This is a genomic window from Chitinivibrionales bacterium, from assembly GCA_014728215.1.
In the GTDB taxonomy this organism is placed as follows: domain Bacteria; phylum Fibrobacterota; class Chitinivibrionia; order Chitinivibrionales; family WJKA01; genus WJKA01.
Genome location: WJLZ01000177.1, coordinates 1 through 18,115, shown reverse-complemented (window position 1 = coordinate 18,115; position 18,115 = coordinate 1). Strand labels below are relative to the sequence as shown.

The following is an 18,115-nucleotide window of genomic DNA, read 5'->3' as shown; positions in this document are numbered from 1 at the left end:
TTCCATGGTACTTCGTTCCGGTTCTTCCTGTGACCTACGTTATTTGCGGACTTGGACTTATCCGGCTAATTTCCGAGGGCATTAAGAATACAAATTTTCTTAACAAAAAGTATAGTGGTGACATAATAATCTCTGTATTCATAATTCTATGGTCGGCGCTCTCTTATATTCCCCTTCGCAAAAACGCGGATTGGCTCACCAATGGATGGGTGGGGGCAAAGGAAAGAGAGCGTGTATATGCCTGCGCCGCAATCTGGGCCGGTCGTCACATAAAAAATGATCTTGTAATTGCAGCCAATGAAATCGGCGCCATTCGGTTCTTTATGCCCCCGAATTCATCACTTATCGATATGTTTGGCCTGCTGCGCAATAATGAAACACTTACCAAAAACTATATCGATTTAATCAAAGTTGAACAGCCGCAGTTGATCTATTCCCGAGATCACTTTGATTCTAAAGAAGTAGTTAAATCCGAATTGAGCAGCAGTTATGACTGGTATAAATTCAAATCGCTTGATATTGGTCTCAGATCCGACCTTGAGCAGGAACTGGCTCCATATTTAGTTGATATTTCCTTCATTTATGATACTTTGAATATTAAAAGGGAGTATAAGTGGAAATCCCGCAAATAAAGAAATTGAATTGGTTAAGATTTTTGAATCGAACAGCATTAAAACATATAATGAGAAAATATATGTCTGTGTGATGATTTTTAATAGGTAATAGAAAGCTCGTTGCCATTTTCAACCATGAAATGGCACCTACAATTCCAAATTTGGCCCCAAAATGGAAATAGAATCTATGATTTGGGATCCTATTGAGTTTGCAACCAGCTTCCTTCGCTAAATATTTTTCTCAAGATACAAGCCACTTTATTTTTTCAGATTGTAAGTATGTTTTCCAAATCGATTACAAGGATTGCCCAAAAGAAGACATCCATTACTATACTGATGGTTATTCTTATTATGCTGGCATTCCTCAACCGTTTCATCCAGGACGATGCATTCATCTCTTTCCGCTATGCCCGCAATCTTGCTGAGGGCCACGGTCTGGTCTGGAACCCCGGCGAAAAGCCGGTGGAGGGATATACCAACTTTCTATGGACTGTCATAATGGTGGTTCCCCATGTAATCGGGATGGATGCTATTGTTTTTTCCTGGTTGCTGGGATTGCTGTTCTATGGCGGCACCCTGGTTATGAGCTGGTCGCTTTCGATGGTGCTTTTTAAATCGAAGGCACTGTCACTATTGACGCTTCTGTTATTGGGTACCAATTACACCTTCAGTTGCTATGCAACCGGGGGTCTGGAAACACAGATGCAGACATTTCTGATCACTGCAGTAACATACTTAAGCTTGGTTATAGTAATGAACGGCAGATGGTCACCCATCGGGTTAACAGGTTTGTCGCTGATTGCAAGCGCTGCAGTTCTGACACGCCCCGACTCAGTTGTGCCTTTAGCTGCAATTGCCTTTTTTATTCTCGGTACAATAATCAAAGGGACGATCGCTCCACCCAGAAAGGCACTCTACCTTACGTGCCTGCTCGTACCGGGTGCGAGTATTCTCGCCAGCTACGGCATCTGGAAACTGTCCTACTATGGGACCTTGATTCCCAATACGTTCCACGCCAAGGTCTCTTCTGTTGCATCGCTGGAACAGGGTATCCGGTATATCCTGCTCTTTTTTCAGTCGTACCGGCTGATTCCCTTTATCTTTTTAATCCCCTTTCTGGGAAGACAATTGTTGCAAAAAACCAGGTTTTTGATTTTTCCGGGAAGTATCATTATCCTCTGGCTGCTGTATATCGCCTCGGTGGGCGGTGATTTCATGGAATTCCGGTTTATGGTACCGGTCCTTCCGTTAATGTTTATTCTCATTTCTTCGGTTGTCTTTGTCATCCGGCAACAAGCAATCCGGAGCGCCCTGGTTCTGATGATCTGCGCGGGGTCGCTTGTTCATGCGGTAACCTTTCATTACACTTCGGGAATCGAATCGATCGGCTCATTACAGAGCCATCTGACTGCCGATCACGAAAACTGGATTCTGATCGGAAAAAAATTAAAAGATTTTTTCGCAGGATGTGAAAAGGAAGTCACCCTTGCCACTACGGCAATCGGCGCGATCGGGTACTATTCCACTCTCCGCATAATCGACATGCATGGATTAACCGATGAATATATCGCCCGCCGGGGAAAAATTATCGACAGCCGGCCGGGACATTCAAAACTCGCGCCCCTATCATATCTTAAAAAACAAAATACAACGCTTGTTCTGGGACATCCAGACCTTCTACAAAGCAGTAAAGACGCCAGCCGGGGTTCCTGCAATTCCCCATCGGCATCCGACCTGATTAAATACCCAATCGACAACAATGCGCCGATTGTAAGAATCCCCATAACAGACCAGCGGGTGCTCAAGGCGTTGTATCTTGATACAAACAGGTGTGTCGAAAAGGTATCGGATTAACTGCGCAGAGCCTATTTCAATCCCGCCTTATAATTGAAAAGCACCGATCCCGGCACTTTTTCCTTCTTATTATAGGACGTAAGCACTTCTCGCAGTATCTTTTTTTTACATTCGCAAAAACTCAGGTCGATAATAAAATTATGAACACCCAGATCGCCGAGCCGGTCCCGCTTGTGGGTGATACCAAAAGGTTTTTGCCCCACCAGATAATAGAGATTGTGTTTTTGCGCAAGAAAAAATTCTTCGCTTGTGGAATCGGTGATTTTATCGCCTTGGTCAAGCAATGGTTTTATCCGGGAGATAAAGAGCGGTACATAGGCGAAAAGACAGGCAAAACCCCGGGGATTACCGGTTGCTTTCAGATTAAGGATATCATCCTCGAGTGAATAGGTAAAACCGTCAAATTCAAGTTCATGAATCATGGCCTGGGCTGCCCGGTTGAGACACCAGATATGATAATCTGCGGTAATGGCCGGTTTCTTTTCGAAAATTGGAAGTTCTCCAATATTTCCGGCAAACCACCTGGAGAGTCCTTTTTCATTAAATATGCGCGCTATTTTCGACCATTTGGAAAAGTCGCCCTGCTTTATAAAAGGTGGAAGAGAGAGGATAAGCCGGTTCTTAATTCTCTGGAGCAGTGATGAATTCACATAAAGTTTCATCATGTCTTCCCGGTCAAGGGTGGCGATGATCCCATCACAACGGACATCCTGTAATTGAAACAGCCATGCCAGGGAATCAACCTTGATAAAGAGCTTGTGCGGCGCTCGCCTGGGCTTTTCCCCTTTTTTTTCGGTATACTCTCTCATGATTTTGCGACTGAAAGGACAGTATGGCCTGAACCGGTATGGGCGGACATCGATTTTCCGCTTTTCAAATTGCGCCTTGTCCTTTTTGCGGCTGACCAGATAAACCGAATCCCCTTTATGGAAACTTGCCGTTTCCGGGACAGTGAGAATCTGTTCTTCTTGTTCACCTTCATTCACCTCGGCAACTTTCACGCTTTTGCCTTCATAGCCGCTTTTCGGATGGATACGAATACGGTCACCGGCGGACAGCCTTTCCGATGATTTGATTGTAAGGGTCGTGTCGGTTTTAGTGACAATTTCACCCAGTAAGATTCCTGTCCCCGAGATCGACAGGCTCTGAATAATACCTTCATTTTTGACACCGGAAAGAAAGAGGGATGTTTTTTCTCTTCCAAAATCATAGACAAGGTCCTGTTTGAGTTCGGGAATCTTTTCCGGGGTATCTATCGCCCGGCGGTATGCCGAGACGACAGTGTGAAGGTATTCCGGCCCTTTCATTCTTCCTTCGATTTTAAGGCTGTTGATCCCGATATCCTTAAATTTCGGAATAAAGTCGATTGCCGAGAGGTCGTCGGGTGAAAAGAAAAAGCCTTCGTTATCACCGGAAGAAAATTTTCTTCTACACACCTGCGTGCACCGCCCACGATTGCCGCTCATCCCCCCCAAATAACTGCTGGCAAGACACATGCCCGATATGGAATAGCAGAGCGCGCCGTGCACGAAGAGCTCCAGTTCCAAGGACGTTTTTTTTCGCATGGTTTGGATTTCCTCGAAAGTCAATTCTCTGGAGAGAATAACCCGTCGTATACCAATTCGCTGTGCTGTATCGAGGCCACCGGAATTATGAATTGCCATTTGTGTGCTGGCATGCAATTTTAATGTGGGGAAATATCCCCGGGCAATCCGTATCAGCCCCAGGTCTTGAACGATAATCCCATCGACCCGCAATTGCTGAAGTTGAAAAAGAACATGGACCGCCTGCTCGAGTTCATGCTGCTTTACAAGTGTATTTAACGTCACATAAATCTTAACGTTTCGTGATTTTGCATAGGGGACACAGAATGAGAGGGTTTTTGACGTAAAGTTTTTTGCCCGCAGACGGGCATTGAATTCACCGAGCCCGACATAAACAGCATCCGCCCCGGCGTCGATAGCAGCATGGAATGATTCGAGCGATCCTGCCGGTGCAAGCAGTTCGAGTGATTTGCTCCGCGGTTCCGGAGAAACACCGGTTTTTTGTCTGGGTGTAGTACTCATTTCCACAAAATACTATATGAAATATTCAAAGCATACCACGAGTACGAATGAAGTTCATGTGCAGACATTTATATTAGTATCCATGGGACCGATTCTCCGCATTTTTGTTTCCTTTTTCATAAGCGCCCTGCTTTTCTGGGTACCCCGGGAAGAGTATGAGCAGAAAATGGAACAGATTCCTTCCATGGAACAGAAAAATGCAGATTTTGATCTGAAAGGGTGGACCTATAATAAAATTTACTCCGAAAAACTGAAAATCAACCACTACTATTTCAGCTATCCTTCACCCGATACGAGCGCGCCGACCTTTGTACTGCTCCACGGCCTCAATACCGACGGCCGTGTTTTTGTGAACATGCATTCCCTGGCGAAGCAATATAATCTTATTTCCTACGACCTTCCCTGGGAGACCCACTGTTACAGGGGAAAGCTCAATGATTTTAATTGCATCCTTGAGGATTTCTTTTCTGTCATGGAGCTTGATACCATTTGCCTCCTGGGCTATTCGATCGGCGGCGCGGTCGCGGTGCATTATACCGGGTCGCCAACCAGAATCACGGTAAATAATCTTATTCTTATATCATCGACACTTTTCGGGGCCACACAAGACCAGCGGGACCGAAGCGTCAGGATGGCCGACAAACTGCTTCCCTACCCGGATTATAAGCTCTATTATCTCATGGAGCGCGGACGGTCGCTTGTCAGGATGTTCGAGAATTCAGGAATGGGTGAAAATGTTTCCCCTGAAATTATCGCTATTAAAAAAATCGGATGGTATCGCCAGATATTCTCGATGCTCAAGGATTACAATGCCGTTCCCCATGCCGAAAAAATCACCTGTCCGGTCCTGGTTCTGCATGGCTCCGATGATAAGGTCGTATCGCTTGAGATGGGGAAACTGATTCCCCAGACAATCAAACATGCCCGATTTGAAATCCTCGAAGGACTCGGCCATTCGATGCCCTGGTTGAACGCTGATCTAATTGCTGCAAAAATCGAAGATTTCTGCACTTCCTCCCAGGAATCTATAACTCTGAAGGATCCATACCAAGCTTCTCGATAAACCGGTCGTATTCTTTGCCTTCCAGAGCAACCGTTTTCTTTTTAAGGAGATCCTGAAGGGCTTTGAGTTCCCGGGCCGAAAACCGCTGTGCTCCCCGGATATGATTATCGAAGGCCTCGATCGCAACGGGACATACCTTTTTTGTCAGGGAATAGAGTACCTCTGCATAGACCCTGATCTCTTTCTGAGCATGAGGATCGAGCCGGAGCCGTAAAAAATGGAGCAGGTTATGAAGATCAATCTGCCAGTACATTTCGGTATAGAGACTGAGGGGCAAGCTAATACGTGCAAGTTCCCGGGCAATATTATCATCGAGCATTGATTGATAATTGCCGTAAGCGGTCTCCTGGTCTTTTCTCAGAAGTTCGATGACCTTTTCCCTGAGGCTTTGGGGAACGTCCTCTTCTGCCCTTCCCTGCTTGTTATCGGTACTCTGGTAGGCGACATCCTTTTCCGTAGGCACATAAAACTCGGGTTCCATGACGCTGTATCGTCCGCTGATCTCGTTCACCCTGGCGGTCCGGTGGCGGATCCATTGACGAGCCACGAAAATGGGCATTTTGACATGGAATGTCAGGACCACCTGTTCAAAAGGCGAGGTATGATCGTTACGGAGCAGATAAGTGATAAGCCCTTTGTCCTGGCGGTAGCTTTTCGTACCTTTACCGTACGAGACCCGTGCAGACTGGACAATGCGATCATCGTTGCCCATATAATCGACAAGCCGGACAAATCCCTTATTAAGGATTGTGAACTCCTTATCAAGAACCTTTTCAGCTTCGGGAGAGATACAATGTGCCATAGGGAATCCTGGAGTAATGAAATATTGGAGTAATGGAGTGGTGGAGTAACCCCCCACCACTCCAATTTTTTCTTAATATCGATAGTGTTCAGGCTTGTAAGGGCCTTCCGAAGGGATATTGAGATATTCGGATTGTTTCTGGGTCAGTTTTGTCAGCTTCCCGCCAAGCTTTTCAACATGGAGGCGGGCGACTTCTTCATCCAGAATTTTCGGCAGCCGGTAGACACCGATATCGTACTTCTTTGTCCACAACTCAATTTGTGCAAGAGTTTGGTTCGAGAAGGAGTTGGACATGACAAAGGACGGATGGCCGGTTGCACATCCCAGATTGACCAGTCGTCCTTCAGCGAGAAGGTAGATACTGTGGCCGTCGGGGAAAGTGAACATATCGGTACCGGGCTTGATATTGGTATGTTTCACACCGGGATAGGACCGCAGTGCTTCAACCTGGATCTCATTATCAAAATGGCCGATATTACATACAATTGCCTGGTCTTTCATTTTGGACATGTGATCGGCGGTAATAACATCACAATCACCGGTTGTGGTTACATAGATATCCGCCAGAGGCAGTGCATCTTCGACCGTACAGACTTTATACCCTGTCATATAGGCCTGCAGGGCACAGATCGGGTCGATCTCACTGACCATGACCATCGCTTTTTCATTAGCCAGCGCATCGGCGGAACCCTTACCGACATCACCGTACCCGCAGATCATGGCAACCTTTCCTGCAATCATGACATCGGTAGCCCGTTTGATTCCATCGGTGAGTGAATGACGGCATCCGTAGATGTTATCAAATTTACTTTTTGTCACCGAATCGTTGACATTAAATGCAGGAACGAGAAGGTCTTTTTTATTCTGCATGTGGTACAGGCGATGGACCCCGGTGGTGGTTTCTTCTGAAACACCTTTCCATTCCTTTGCCCATTCATGGAAGATTCCTTTTTTCTTGGCTTGAATCTGATTCAGCGCGGCCATAAGGCACTTTTCATCTTCAGACTCGGCAGTGCGCTCAAGAATCGAAGGATCATCTTCGACCTTATGCCCCAGATGCATCATCAATGTGGCGTCACCGCCGTCATCAACGATAAGGTTCGGGCCTTTTCCGTCGGGAAAATGAAGTGCCCGCCAGGTGCACACCCAATATTCTTCAAGCGATTCGCCTTTCCAGGCAAATACCGGAATGCCGGTTTTCGCTATTGCTGCTGCAGCATGGTCCTGGGTGGAGAAGATATTGCATGAAGCCCATTGTACTTCGGCGCCAAGGTCCTTGAGCGTCTCGATCAGAACGGCTGTCTGAATAGTCATATGCAGGGAGCCAGCAATTCGAGCTCCTGCTAAAGGTTTATCTTTGGCATATTTTTCTCGAATAGCCATCAATCCGGGCATTTCATGCTCGGCAATAACCATCTCTTTTCTGCCGAAATCGGCAAGTCCGATATCTGCTATTACGTATGGGACATCATCCCAGAAACTTACATGTGGGGCCATATGAAATATGCTCCTTTTCAATAATAATGAATAAAAAATTCCTTTTGAATCCTGTAAAAATCGGTATTATCGAAACCCAAAGGAATCAAGAGATAGACCAAAATACAATATTTTAGCCTTTCAATCAAAGTTATTGCCAAAAGGCCCTAACAAGACTTAGGAACTCGGGCAAAAATGTACCTGACGGTTTCAGGTTTTTAAAGGATGATATTGATTGGAGGAGGGCAGGTGCCCCCCTGGACCCCAACCAGGAAAATGCTCGATTAATAGCCCAACCCCCACCCCCCACACATGGGGGCTGAAAAACCGTTCCCCACTGTGGTGGTGCTCCCCAGTTTGCAGTATAGTATCTACAGGAGAAAAAACCGTGCAGTTTCCACAGGAAATACATTTTGGAGAGGTCGAGCCCGATTTTTTTTGTGATTTTAAATCACATTCATGTTTTATACTATTTTTGAAAAGGTGAACTATGGAATCTCACCTCTTAATTTCATTTAGGACCTGAGGAACCGGTTCACCAACAAAGTATCGAAAAATCTGTTGCAACCAGGGGAAACATGCAAAAACAACCGCTCATTACCTTAGTGATCCTTTTATTGTTCGGAAGCGTATGGTCTGCTCAATCAGTTGACAAAAATAATCCGGCACCCGATTCTCCGGCAGTTTCTTACGCCATCGAAAAGATCAAACCGGCCTTAGTGAGGATCCACGTGGTATCGGTTGAGCATATGCAGGGAAGAGAAACCAAGTTCGAAACCTCGGGTAGCGGGGTGATCATTACGCCCGAAGGTCATGTTGTCACCAATCATCATGTTGCAGGGAGAGCAAAACGAATTGTCTGCACAATGCCGTCAAAAGAAGAAATCGGTGCCGAACTTGTGGGTACCGATCCCTTGACCGATATTGCGGTTATCAAACTGATACCCGAAAAGAAACGGTCCTTTGCCACCGCCACATTCGGGAATTCATCGGAACTGCAAGTTGGAGACCATGTTATGGCGATGGGCAGCCCCCTTGCCCTGTCGCAATCGGTAACAATGGGGATAATCAGCAACACCGAACTTGTTATGCCGGAGATGTACTGGCCCTTTAACAAAATTACTATCGACGGCGAGGATGTTGGCCTGCTTGTACGGTGGATCGGTCATGACGCCGATATTTTTCCCGGCAATTCCGGGGGGCCTCTTGTTAATCTCAAGGGTGAAATTATCGGTATTAACGAAATAAGCCTCGGGATAGGTGCGGCGATTCCTGGAAGCCTTGCTCAGCGGATCGCAAAGGAAATAATCGACAAAGGTGAAATATCGCGCAGCTGGGCCGGTTTTGAAGTTCAGCCGCGTCTTAAAAACGCCAAAGCGGAAAAGGGCGTCCTGGTAAGTGGAGTTATCGAAAACTCTCCCGCACAAAAAGCCGGTATTCAATCGGGAGATATTATCCGGAAAATCGGCGACTATGAGCCGAGCATTCGTTTTGCAGAAGAATTGCCTACATTTAATAATTATGTGGTACAGCTCCCGGTAGGCAAGCGTGTTACCGTAACGGTCGTAAGGAAAGGGAAAGAGAAAAAAGTATCGCTTGTTCCCGTCAAAAGAGACTATATGCGCCCGACTACGGTCGAGATCAAGCAGTGGGGAATGACGGTTCGTAATATTTCTCTGATGGCGGCAAAGGAGATGAAAAGAGAGAATCAGGATGGTGTACTGGTCACCTCGATCCGTCCCGGAGGACCCTGTGATGAAGCACGTCCATCGATACTGGCCAATGACATCATTGTTGCAATTGACAAAAAGCCGGTCAGGAATATCCACGAATTAGCAGCAATTACCCGGACACTGGTAGCTGATACCGATAAACCGGTTCCGACACTGGTAGCATTTGAGCGGAAAAACGAGCAACGCTTGACTGTTGCTGAAATCGGCGACAGGCAGATTTTCAATTACGGTTATGAGGTCCGAAAAGCCTGGCTTCCCGTTTCAGTGCAGGTGCTGACTTCCGATATTGCCGATCACCTCGGCATAGCAGGAAAGACAGGAGTGCGGGTTACCCGCGTTTACCCGAACAGCAGTGCGGAAAAGGCAGGACTGCACGCCGGCGATATCATTATAAAGCTCGATGATGAACCGGTGGAAGTGAGTGAGCCGGGGGAAGCCGAGTTTTTCAATGCCCGTATCCGTGATTACACGATCGACACCGAAGTGAACCTTACGCTGATACGTGACAAAAAGGAGATTGAGAAAAAAGTCACGTTGGTTCGATCACCGAGACCATCGAGGGAAATGAAAAAGTACCGCGACAACAATTTCGAATTTACCGCCCGGAACATATCTTATTTCGATCAGGTAAATAAGGAGCTTGAACAAGCCCGGTCGGGGGTGCTGGTTGAAGTTGTCGATCAGGGTGGCTGGGCGGCACTGGGCAACCTTGCGGTTGGCGATATTATCACTGCGATCAACCGGGCATCTATTCCCGATGTCAAAAGTTTGGAAAAAACCATGCAATCTATAGAGGAAATGAAAGAGCCCTATGCGGTATTTCATGTCCGCAGGGGTATCCATACACTTTTTCTGGAAATCGAACCCGATTGGAACAACAAATAAGACATACGCTACTTTTCGGAATACTTTTTTCGCTGGTTACAACTGCTGTTGGCGGTTCTATTGAAGACCGTGCCGCAAAAATACATGCCCGGCACAAGGATGCAGTCATAACGGTAAAATTAGTGACCCGTCAACGGATGGTGGTCTCGGGCAAGGAGATGGACCAGGGAGAACATAAACAGGAAGTCACCGGTGTAATAATCGATCCATCGGGACTTGCCGTAGTCTCTCTTTTTGTCACCGACCCCTGGGCCAATTCATCTCCGGCCTTTGGCGGTGAGGATAATCCTGATTTCAGCTTTGAAACCGAGATTTCTGATGTTAAGATGCTTATGCCCGGTAGTGATGAAGTCCAGGCCCGGGTCCTTATCCGGGACCGCGATCTCGATCTGGTTTTTATATCACCAACCGACTCGACAGGGAAATCCTTTCCCTTTATCGATTTTTCGAATTCTGCAAAAGCGACGGTGCTCAACGAATGCATTTTACTCGGCCGGCTCGGAAAAGCCGCAGGACGAACGGCTTCTGTTACCCTCTGTCGTGTTAAAGCCATTGTAAATAAACCCCGCCGTTTCTATATCCCCGACGGCACTGCTATCTTTGACGGCCTGGGGAGACCTGCCTTTACCCAAAACGGCAAGACCCTCGGCATTCTACTTATGCGGGTGATACCTTCTCCCAAAGGAGAATTCAATGAAACCCCCATTATCCTTCCGGCAGAAGATATTATCGAAGTCATGGGGCAAATACCCGAAAGGGACCAATGAAAAAGCTTTCACATTGCCTGCAATACCTGGTTCTTAGAATTATTGAAACGGTTCTGAAAGTTCTTCCGCGCAAACTGACCCTGAAACTGGGAGCCGCGATCGGTATCATTCTTTTTCGAAAAGGAATCTACCGTCATGTGGCCGAGAAAAACATGCGGCATACCGGGCTATGGTCGGAAGATGAAATTCAGAAGATCACGCGAAATCTCTATATCAATATTGGTCGATATTTTGCCGATTTCCTCAGGGCCTCTTCAACCCAGCCGCCCAACGTTGTCCATAACTATGAAAGTATCGAGAAAATGTTTGCCCGCAACAGGGGAATCATTATTCTCCTTGCCCATTTTGGTAACTGGGAAATACTGGCAAATGTTTTTGGACAAAAAATACGCGATCTCAATGTACTTGCAAAACCCATGAAAAATGTCCCCGTGCAGGACTGGCTTGCCGGCAAACGTAAAAAGACCGGCGTTGAAACAATCTATGTAAAAAAGTCTTTACGGAAATCTCTTCAGGTGCTTAAACGAAACGGCATGGTGGCGATTTTGGTCGACCAGCATGTTGGACGGCAGGGAACCATGGTACCCTTTCTGGGGAAAGATGCCAACACCCTTCTGGGGGTCGGATGGCTCCTTGAAAAAACCGGATGCGCACTTCTTCCCACCTACGCGCTTTTGCAAGATGATGGTTCATATAAGATTCTTTTTGAAAACGCCGATCTTCCGGACACGAGAGCAATGGACCGTGACCAGGTCCTGTATACATATCAGAAATTACACAACGATATTATTTCGGAGTGGATCAAAAAGTATCCCGACCACTACTTTGGATGGTTCCATAAACGCTATCGGGACCATATCAAATATTCATCATAGCATCGCACCTGGTTGATCGAATTTATTATATTCGATGAAACTGGTACTTTATGGACTTCGATATTTTGAGGAATTAGCGCATGATCAAACCCGGTAGTCAATGGTTCGATATGGATGGCAATTTAATTCAGGCCCATGGCGGAGGCATCCTGTACCATAACGGTATCTATTACTGGTACGGAGAGAACAAAAACGGCAAAACGATAGAAGCCGGCAGAGCGCGCTATCGGGTGGATGCCCTTGGTGTTAATTGTTATTCATCCCGCGACCTGATTACCTGGAACTGCGAAGGCACGGTTCTAAAACCGGTCCCGAAGGACCCCTCCCACGACTTGCATCCATCAAAGGTAATCGAGCGCCCGAAGGTAGTCTACAATGATAGAACCGGGAAATATGTCATGTGGATGCATGTGGACACGGCTGATTATCTGTATGCCCGTGCGGGCATTGCTGTTTCAGATTCACCCACCGGTCCCTTCGAATATATCGACAGCATGCGCCCCAACGGATGGGAGAGTCGCGACCTGACGGTGTTTAAAGATGATGACGGCAGTGCCTATCTGATATATTCTTCAAATGATAATGGTGATGGGACCTTTCGTAGTAATGGAACCTTGCATATCTCTCTTCTCACCGATGATTATCTGTCCCAGAGTGGTACGTTTACTCATAATTTCGTAAAAGCCCGTCGTGAAGCCCCGGCGATATTCAAACGGAACGGCCGGTATTATTGCGTCTCTTCGGGATGTTCCGGGTGGGATCCCAATGAAGCCGAATATGCGATCAGCGACAGCGTGCTTGGCCCGTGGGAAGTGAAAGGGAATCCCTGTATCGGTCCCGAAAACGAGAAGACCTTTTATTCCCAGAGCACCTTTGTGCTGCCCTTGCAGAATAAAAAAGACGCCTTCATTTTCATGGCCGACCGGTGGATCAAGGAGGACCTGCGGGACTCACGGTATGTCTGGTTGCCGATTATGTGGGAAGGTGACAGAATGAAAATAGCGTGGCGCGACGAATGGGATTTGTCGATGTTCGAATAGCCGCCGTCATTTACCACCGCACCTTAAATTGCCCATGTCTTGGAAAATGGAAGCGGCGGCAGCGTCCCGCTACAGCCTTCTAAAACTCCGCATATCCGGGATGCCGGGGGAAGGGAATGACATCACGGATATTCTGCATACCGGTCACAAGCAACAGCAAGCGCTCGAAACCCAGTCCGAACCCGGCATGGGGGACGCCGCCGTATTTGCGAAGGTCAAGATACCACCAGTAGTCCTTTTCATTGAGGCCCAGACTATTGATTCGTTTAACAAGCATATCATGACGGTCTTCCCGTTCACTGCCGCCGATTAACTCACCGATCCTGGGAACCAGAACATCCATGGCCCGCACTGTTTTATCATCGTCGTTAAGCTTCATGTAAAAAGATTTGATCTCTTTAGGATAATCGTATACAATAACCGGCTTTTTGAATTCCTGTTCGGTAAGGAACCGTTCATGTTCCGACTGAATATCGGTTCCCCATGTAACTTTGTACTCGAATTTTTCGTTGTTTTTTTCGAGAATAGTAATCGCATCGGTATAGGAAATACGCTCAAAAGGATTTTCCGCAATATTCTTTAACGTTTCGATGACCGATTTCTCGATCCGCACATTGAAAAATGCGATATCTTCATGGTTTTTTTCCAGTGCATGCCGCGCGAGATACCGAACAAATTCTTCGGCAAGGTCCATGTCGCCGTAGAGGTCACAGAAGGCCATTTCCGGTTCGATCATCCAGAACTCGGCCAGATGCCGGGAAGTATTTGAGTTTTCTGCTCTGAATGTGGGGCCGAAGGTATACACTTTCCCCAACGCCATCGCATAAATTTCACCTTCGAGCTGCCCGCTGACTGTCAACGATGCCTGTTTACCGAAAAAGTCCCGTGAATAATCAAGCCGGCCGTCGTCGGTTTTCGGTGGATTATCAAGATCCAGCGCCGTCACCCTGAACATCTCCCCCGCGCCTTCACAGTCACTCGCCGTGATGATCGGGGTATGCACATATACAAAACCGCGGTCCTGGAAAAAGGTATGAATCGCATGACTCAGCGAACTGCGGACCCGGGCAACAGCCCCAATGGTGTTTGTGCGCGGACGGAGATGGGCAATCTCGCGGAGATACTCAAAACTGTGGCGTTTTTTCTGCAGAGGATAATCCGGCGGAGCGATTGAATAGACAGTTACTTTTTTTGCCTGCATTTCATATTTCTGACCCTTCCCCGGCGATTCGACAATAATCCCCACCGCAGCAATACTGCTTCCGGTAGTCAGTTTCAAAACCGTATCATCATAGTTTTCAATTGATGATTCGGCGATAATCTGCAGACTCGCCATACAGCTGCCGTCATTTAACTCGATAAAGGAAAATTTTTTTGAATCCCGCTTTGTGCGTACCCAACCACGTACTTCGATTTCTCCCCTCGGTGGCTGTTCCGCCTGAAAGATTTGTTTTACGGTGAATACTGCCATATGTACTCCTGATGATTAACTTCAAACTGTTTTATTAACATTTCACACATTCTCTTTCATCAACTTCTCAAATGCCATTTTCTCTTCCCTGCTCAACTCTACCGGAACAATGTTTTCTTCCCGGGCAATCTCCCCTGCCCTTTTCAATAAATCGGGAAAATATTCATTGCGCAGATTGCTCATTATTCTTATCATTCGTTTTCGTTTCTGAGATGATTTATTAATTTTTACAGTCCGATTGAACGGTTCTTTGCTTATCTGTCCAAAGGAAATCACCGATGGCATTTTGACCTCAAAAACGAGTAGATCATCCAGAACAGCCTGGAAACTTTTCAGAACACCGCCGGTATCGATCCAGACATACAGGTAAAAATCGTCGAATTTGTCTTTTTGATCTTCCGGCGACTGAATTCCTTCAAAAAGCAGACGCACCACCCCGGGTTTCATGGGGTCGCGGTAGGGCTCTTTATATAATCGGAGTTTCATCATCCCTGCAGCAAAGGAGGCTGCTATTCACCTTCATATTCGATCAGAGTAACCGGCTCATATTTTCCGATTTTCTTCTTATAGCTGAGAAAAGGCAGACCGATGATTGAAAATATACCGGCAATTTCACCGCCCACGCTTTCAATCATCAGAGCAACAGCTTCCAGTGTGCCGCCGGTGCCGATGAGATCATCGATAACGAGCCATTTTTTTCCTGGAAGCAGATCGGCTTTGTGGATCTCCAGGGTTGCTTCACCATATTCAAGGGTGTAGCTCTGCTGGACCGTTTCGCCGGGGAGCTTTCCCTTTTTCCGGGCAAGAACCAGGGGAACTTTTGCCTTTTCGGCATAACAGGCGCCGAGGAGAAATCCCCTGCTTTCGATTGCAATAACGCCATCCACATGTTTGTCCTTATAGGTCTCCATCATCTGCTCAACACAATAGGAGAAAGCCTCAGGATTGGCAAATATGCTGGTGATATCATAAAAGAGAATACCGGGTTTGGGGAAATCGGGAACTTTGCGTATGGCGTCGTCAAGATTCATGAATGGCTCCTTTGTGAATAGAACAAAAGAATTATGGAAAAAATATAGGATAACATTTAAAATACTCATTTAGCAGGCGGGGATTGAAATTCAAATTTGGGACGGAGCTAGTTTAGAAGTTTAAGCTGGCGTCATAATTTATCTTCTTTTGCTCTGCAGGAAAAGCGGGAACAAGCCGAAAGGAGTAGATAAATGCCTCGAATGAACAGATTGGAATTTCCAGGTTCACTTGTTCATATAATGTCTCGGGGAATCGATGGTAGAAGAATATTCAACAACGACAACGACCGCTTGAAATTCCTTTATTTATTTGCACGATATCAGAAAAATTGCGGTTATCGGTGCCTTGCCTGGTGTTTGATGAACAATCATTACCACTTCCTTTTGAGAACAAATGAAAACCCGATGAGTAAATTGATGCGGCCGCTTAACGGGGTCTACGCTCAGTGGTTTAATAATAAGGAGGAGCGAAACGGCTACCTGTTTCAGAATCGATTCAAATCGGTCCTTTGCCAGGATCAGGAATATGCTCTGCACCTAATTCGCTATATTCATCTCAATCCCTTACGAGCGGGATTAGTATCATCTCTTGAGGAGTTAGCTGCATGGAAATGGTCTGGCCATCGTTACCTTCTCGGGCTCAATGGAGCAATTGGGCGTGATTTTCAGCATAGAAAAGAGGCGCTTCGTCGATTCGGTCGGACTGAAAAAGCAGCAATCAAGAAATATATGATATATCTGAATGAGGCGGTAGACCCGGATAAAATATGTAATTCGGGCGCATTATCCCCAGAAGATTCAGTTGAATTTGACGGATCGAAGAAAGGTTGGCCAGCGGTGATCGGCGATCCGGAATTTGTCAGAAATGCCATGGCTAGCCATGCAATAGGTAACCTTCGGCGCCATCGGCAGGCAGATTATGCTGAAGTATTGTCAAAGACCGCCAATGAGGTGTGCAGAAAATATTCACTTACAATTCAAGAACTAATGAGTCGCAGTAGATTGAGCACTCGTTCCGAAGCACGGGCTTATTTCTGTTACAAAGTCCGACATGATGAGTTGCTGCCCTATACTGCCATTGCATCATTTCTGAAAATTACCGTTCCATCAGCGATGAGCCTTTATAAGCGATGGAAAAATTCACAGCCTTAGAGTCCCTAACAAAATGAAGTCCTACTCCGGCCGGCTGCTAAAACCCATTGGCTTCGTTGGGCTGCATCGCCATATCTCAACGGATATGTCTGCTTCACCTGCCTCGCCAATGGTACTTCTCGCTCAGCAATCGTTACGTACCTCACGTACCTCATTATGTTAGGGACTCTTAAACTAGTAAACTAGCTCCGTCCCCATTTATGTAACAAAAATGTAACTATTTATTTATTGACTTCATTATTAATAATCTACCATATTCTCCCCTATGTCATTATCGGAATACCCGCTATTCCGGTGATTTGAAAGTGTAATTCGCACTTATCGGGAGTTAATAATGAAATCTGAATTTTCATTCATTGCCGGCATTGTCGGCCTTATTGTCGTGACTGCCTTTGCGCAGGATACGCTTTCGGAAAACTACCTTTTTGCAAAACAAGGCAAAATCGTTGAACCTGCAGTCACTCGCCCCGATGGTTCCTGGGAACCCGACTATCAACAGCGGGTGGATTCGCTGATTTATGCGCAAACCTGGGAGCCGGGTAACGGTGAATCGAGTCAGGACGCCGGTAAAAGCGACTGGTCCCTGCTTCTGGCTGAAATGGCCAAGAATATCGGTGACGATCCTGCTATTCAGAACTGGATTGACACCAAAGGAAATGAACTTCTCAACAGCACCTGGGCCGGTTCCTTTTTCAAACCTTTCTCCTGTCCCGGCTATGCTATGTACTATTTCGCTTTCAAAGATAAGCTTCCACAGACACAACTCGATCGCGTCTACTCGCAACTTTACGATCAGCGGACCTATGATAACTCGGTTACCATGGATGGCCAAAGAGTCGATGAACAGGTAACGGTCACCGGCTGGGAATCACTCATGCGGAATGATCACCACATGGACCCGATTTACGGTTATACCGAATTCAATTCTGAAAACTACCACTGGATGGCCCGACTGGCCGGCTATCTTTTTGCCCACGAATATGCCGACAATACGTATGTAAGCTATTATGATTCCTTTCTTAAAAACTGGGTCCGCGCAGCCTTTTGCGTCGGCCGAATCGAGTGGAACAGCAATAATTACAGCGGCTATTGCATCCAATCGGCCCTCAACGCCTATGAATTTGCAGCAACGCCCCAAGACAAAATACGGGTTCAGGCAGTCCTCGACTGGATGATGATCGAAGCGGCACTTCATCACCTCGACGGATATCTTGTGGGTGCAGATGCACGGGCAAAGTACAATGCTTACAAGCCCTTTGCAGGAACCGTTGCTCCCTATTCTTATG

General features: G+C 46.6%; 15 protein-coding genes. 9 read left to right on the top strand and 6 right to left on the bottom strand.

Translation table 11 applies throughout. The features are described from left to right. The first annotated feature begins 29 nt into the window (after window positions 1–29). Together GF401_15690 and GF401_15685 are read left to right on the top strand one after the other, a co-directional pair. A complete protein-coding gene (locus GF401_15690; GenBank protein MBD3346496.1) occupies window positions 30–632 on the top strand; it encodes a hypothetical protein in 603 nt (200 codons plus the stop codon). 261 nt (window positions 633–893) lie between these two features. Then, window positions 894–2,468 (top strand): hypothetical protein, encoded by a 1,575-nt coding sequence (locus GF401_15685; protein MBD3346495.1) that lies wholly within the window; start codon window positions 894–896, stop codon window positions 2,466–2,468. A gap of 11 nt (window positions 2,469–2,479) precedes the next feature. On the opposite strand, the gene GF401_15680 is transcribed toward GF401_15685, so the two are convergent. After that, a complete protein-coding gene (locus GF401_15680; protein MBD3346494.1) occupies window positions 2,480–4,534 on the bottom strand; it encodes a hypothetical protein in 2,055 nt (684 codons plus the stop codon). 16 nt (window positions 4,535–4,550) lie between these two features. Between GF401_15680 and GF401_15675 the strand changes: the two genes are divergently transcribed. After that, on the top strand, window positions 4,551–5,597 hold the full coding sequence (locus GF401_15675) for an alpha/beta fold hydrolase (GenBank protein MBD3346493.1): 1,047 nt from the start codon (window positions 4,551–4,553) through the stop codon (window positions 5,595–5,597). Here GF401_15675 and GF401_15670 read toward each other — a convergent pair. Both GF401_15670 and GF401_15665 read right to left on the bottom strand, forming a co-directional pair. Continuing rightward, on the bottom strand, window positions 5,560–6,399 hold the full coding sequence (locus GF401_15670; protein MBD3346492.1) for an FAD-dependent thymidylate synthase: 840 nt from the start codon (window positions 6,397–6,399) through the stop codon (window positions 5,560–5,562). The two genes, GF401_15675 and GF401_15670, sit on opposite strands and share 38 nt — an antisense overlap. 72 nt (window positions 6,400–6,471) lie before the next feature. Continuing rightward, window positions 6,472–7,896, bottom strand: a complete 1,425-nt coding sequence (locus GF401_15665; protein ID MBD3346491.1) for an adenosylhomocysteinase — start codon at window positions 7,894–7,896, stop codon at window positions 6,472–6,474. A gap of 557 nt (window positions 7,897–8,453) precedes the next feature. Between GF401_15665 and GF401_15660 the strand changes: the two genes are divergently transcribed. The 4 genes from GF401_15660 to GF401_15645 all read left to right on the top strand — a co-directional run bounded on the left by GF401_15660 (window position 8,454) and on the right by GF401_15645 (window position 13,175). Beyond that, on the top strand, window positions 8,454–10,493 hold the full coding sequence (locus tag GF401_15660) for a PDZ domain-containing protein (GenBank protein ID MBD3346490.1): 2,040 nt from the start codon (window positions 8,454–8,456) through the stop codon (window positions 10,491–10,493). After that, on the top strand, window positions 10,478–11,260 hold the full coding sequence (locus GF401_15655) for a hypothetical protein (GenBank protein MBD3346489.1): 783 nt from the start codon (window positions 10,478–10,480) through the stop codon (window positions 11,258–11,260). The genes GF401_15660 and GF401_15655 overlap by 16 nt, the downstream gene beginning before the upstream one ends. Beyond that, on the top strand, window positions 11,257–12,135 hold the full coding sequence (locus GF401_15650) for a hypothetical protein (GenBank protein ID MBD3346488.1): 879 nt from the start codon (window positions 11,257–11,259) through the stop codon (window positions 12,133–12,135). Before GF401_15655 ends, GF401_15650 begins: the two co-directional genes overlap by 4 nt. 80 nt (window positions 12,136–12,215) lie before the next feature. Then, a complete protein-coding gene (locus GF401_15645) occupies window positions 12,216–13,175 on the top strand; it encodes a family 43 glycosylhydrolase (GenBank protein ID MBD3346487.1) in 960 nt (319 codons plus the stop codon). A gap of 79 nt (window positions 13,176–13,254) precedes the next feature. On the opposite strand, the gene asnS is transcribed toward GF401_15645, so the two are convergent. From asnS to GF401_15630, 3 genes are read right to left on the bottom strand one after another with little or no spacing between them, the layout of a single operon-like run. Continuing rightward, window positions 13,255–14,646 carry an asparagine--tRNA ligase gene (asnS, locus tag GF401_15640; protein ID MBD3346486.1) on the bottom strand — a complete coding sequence of 464 codons (1,392 nt, stop codon included), beginning with the start codon at window positions 14,644–14,646 and terminating at the stop codon, window positions 13,255–13,257. Between the two features lie 42 nt (window positions 14,647–14,688). Continuing rightward, window positions 14,689–15,132: a hypothetical protein gene (locus tag GF401_15635; GenBank protein MBD3346485.1), complete on the bottom strand. Its 444-nt coding sequence runs from the start codon at window positions 15,130–15,132 to the stop codon at window positions 14,689–14,691. A gap of 23 nt (window positions 15,133–15,155) precedes the next feature. After that, the gene (locus tag GF401_15630) at window positions 15,156–15,677 is read right to left on the bottom strand and encodes an adenine phosphoribosyltransferase (protein MBD3346484.1); all 522 of its coding nucleotides are present in this window, start codon (window positions 15,675–15,677) and stop codon (window positions 15,156–15,158) included. A 192-nt stretch (window positions 15,678–15,869) separates the two neighbouring features. On the opposite strand from GF401_15630, the gene GF401_15625 reads away from it, so the two are divergent. Both GF401_15625 and GF401_15620 read left to right on the top strand, forming a co-directional pair. Next, window positions 15,870–16,829 (top strand): hypothetical protein, encoded by a 960-nt coding sequence (locus GF401_15625; protein MBD3346483.1) that lies wholly within the window; start codon window positions 15,870–15,872, stop codon window positions 16,827–16,829. Between the two features lie 334 nt (window positions 16,830–17,163). Continuing rightward, window positions 17,164–18,115 (top strand): hypothetical protein (locus GF401_15620; GenBank protein MBD3346482.1); only part of this gene is annotated, 952 nt, incomplete at its 3' end.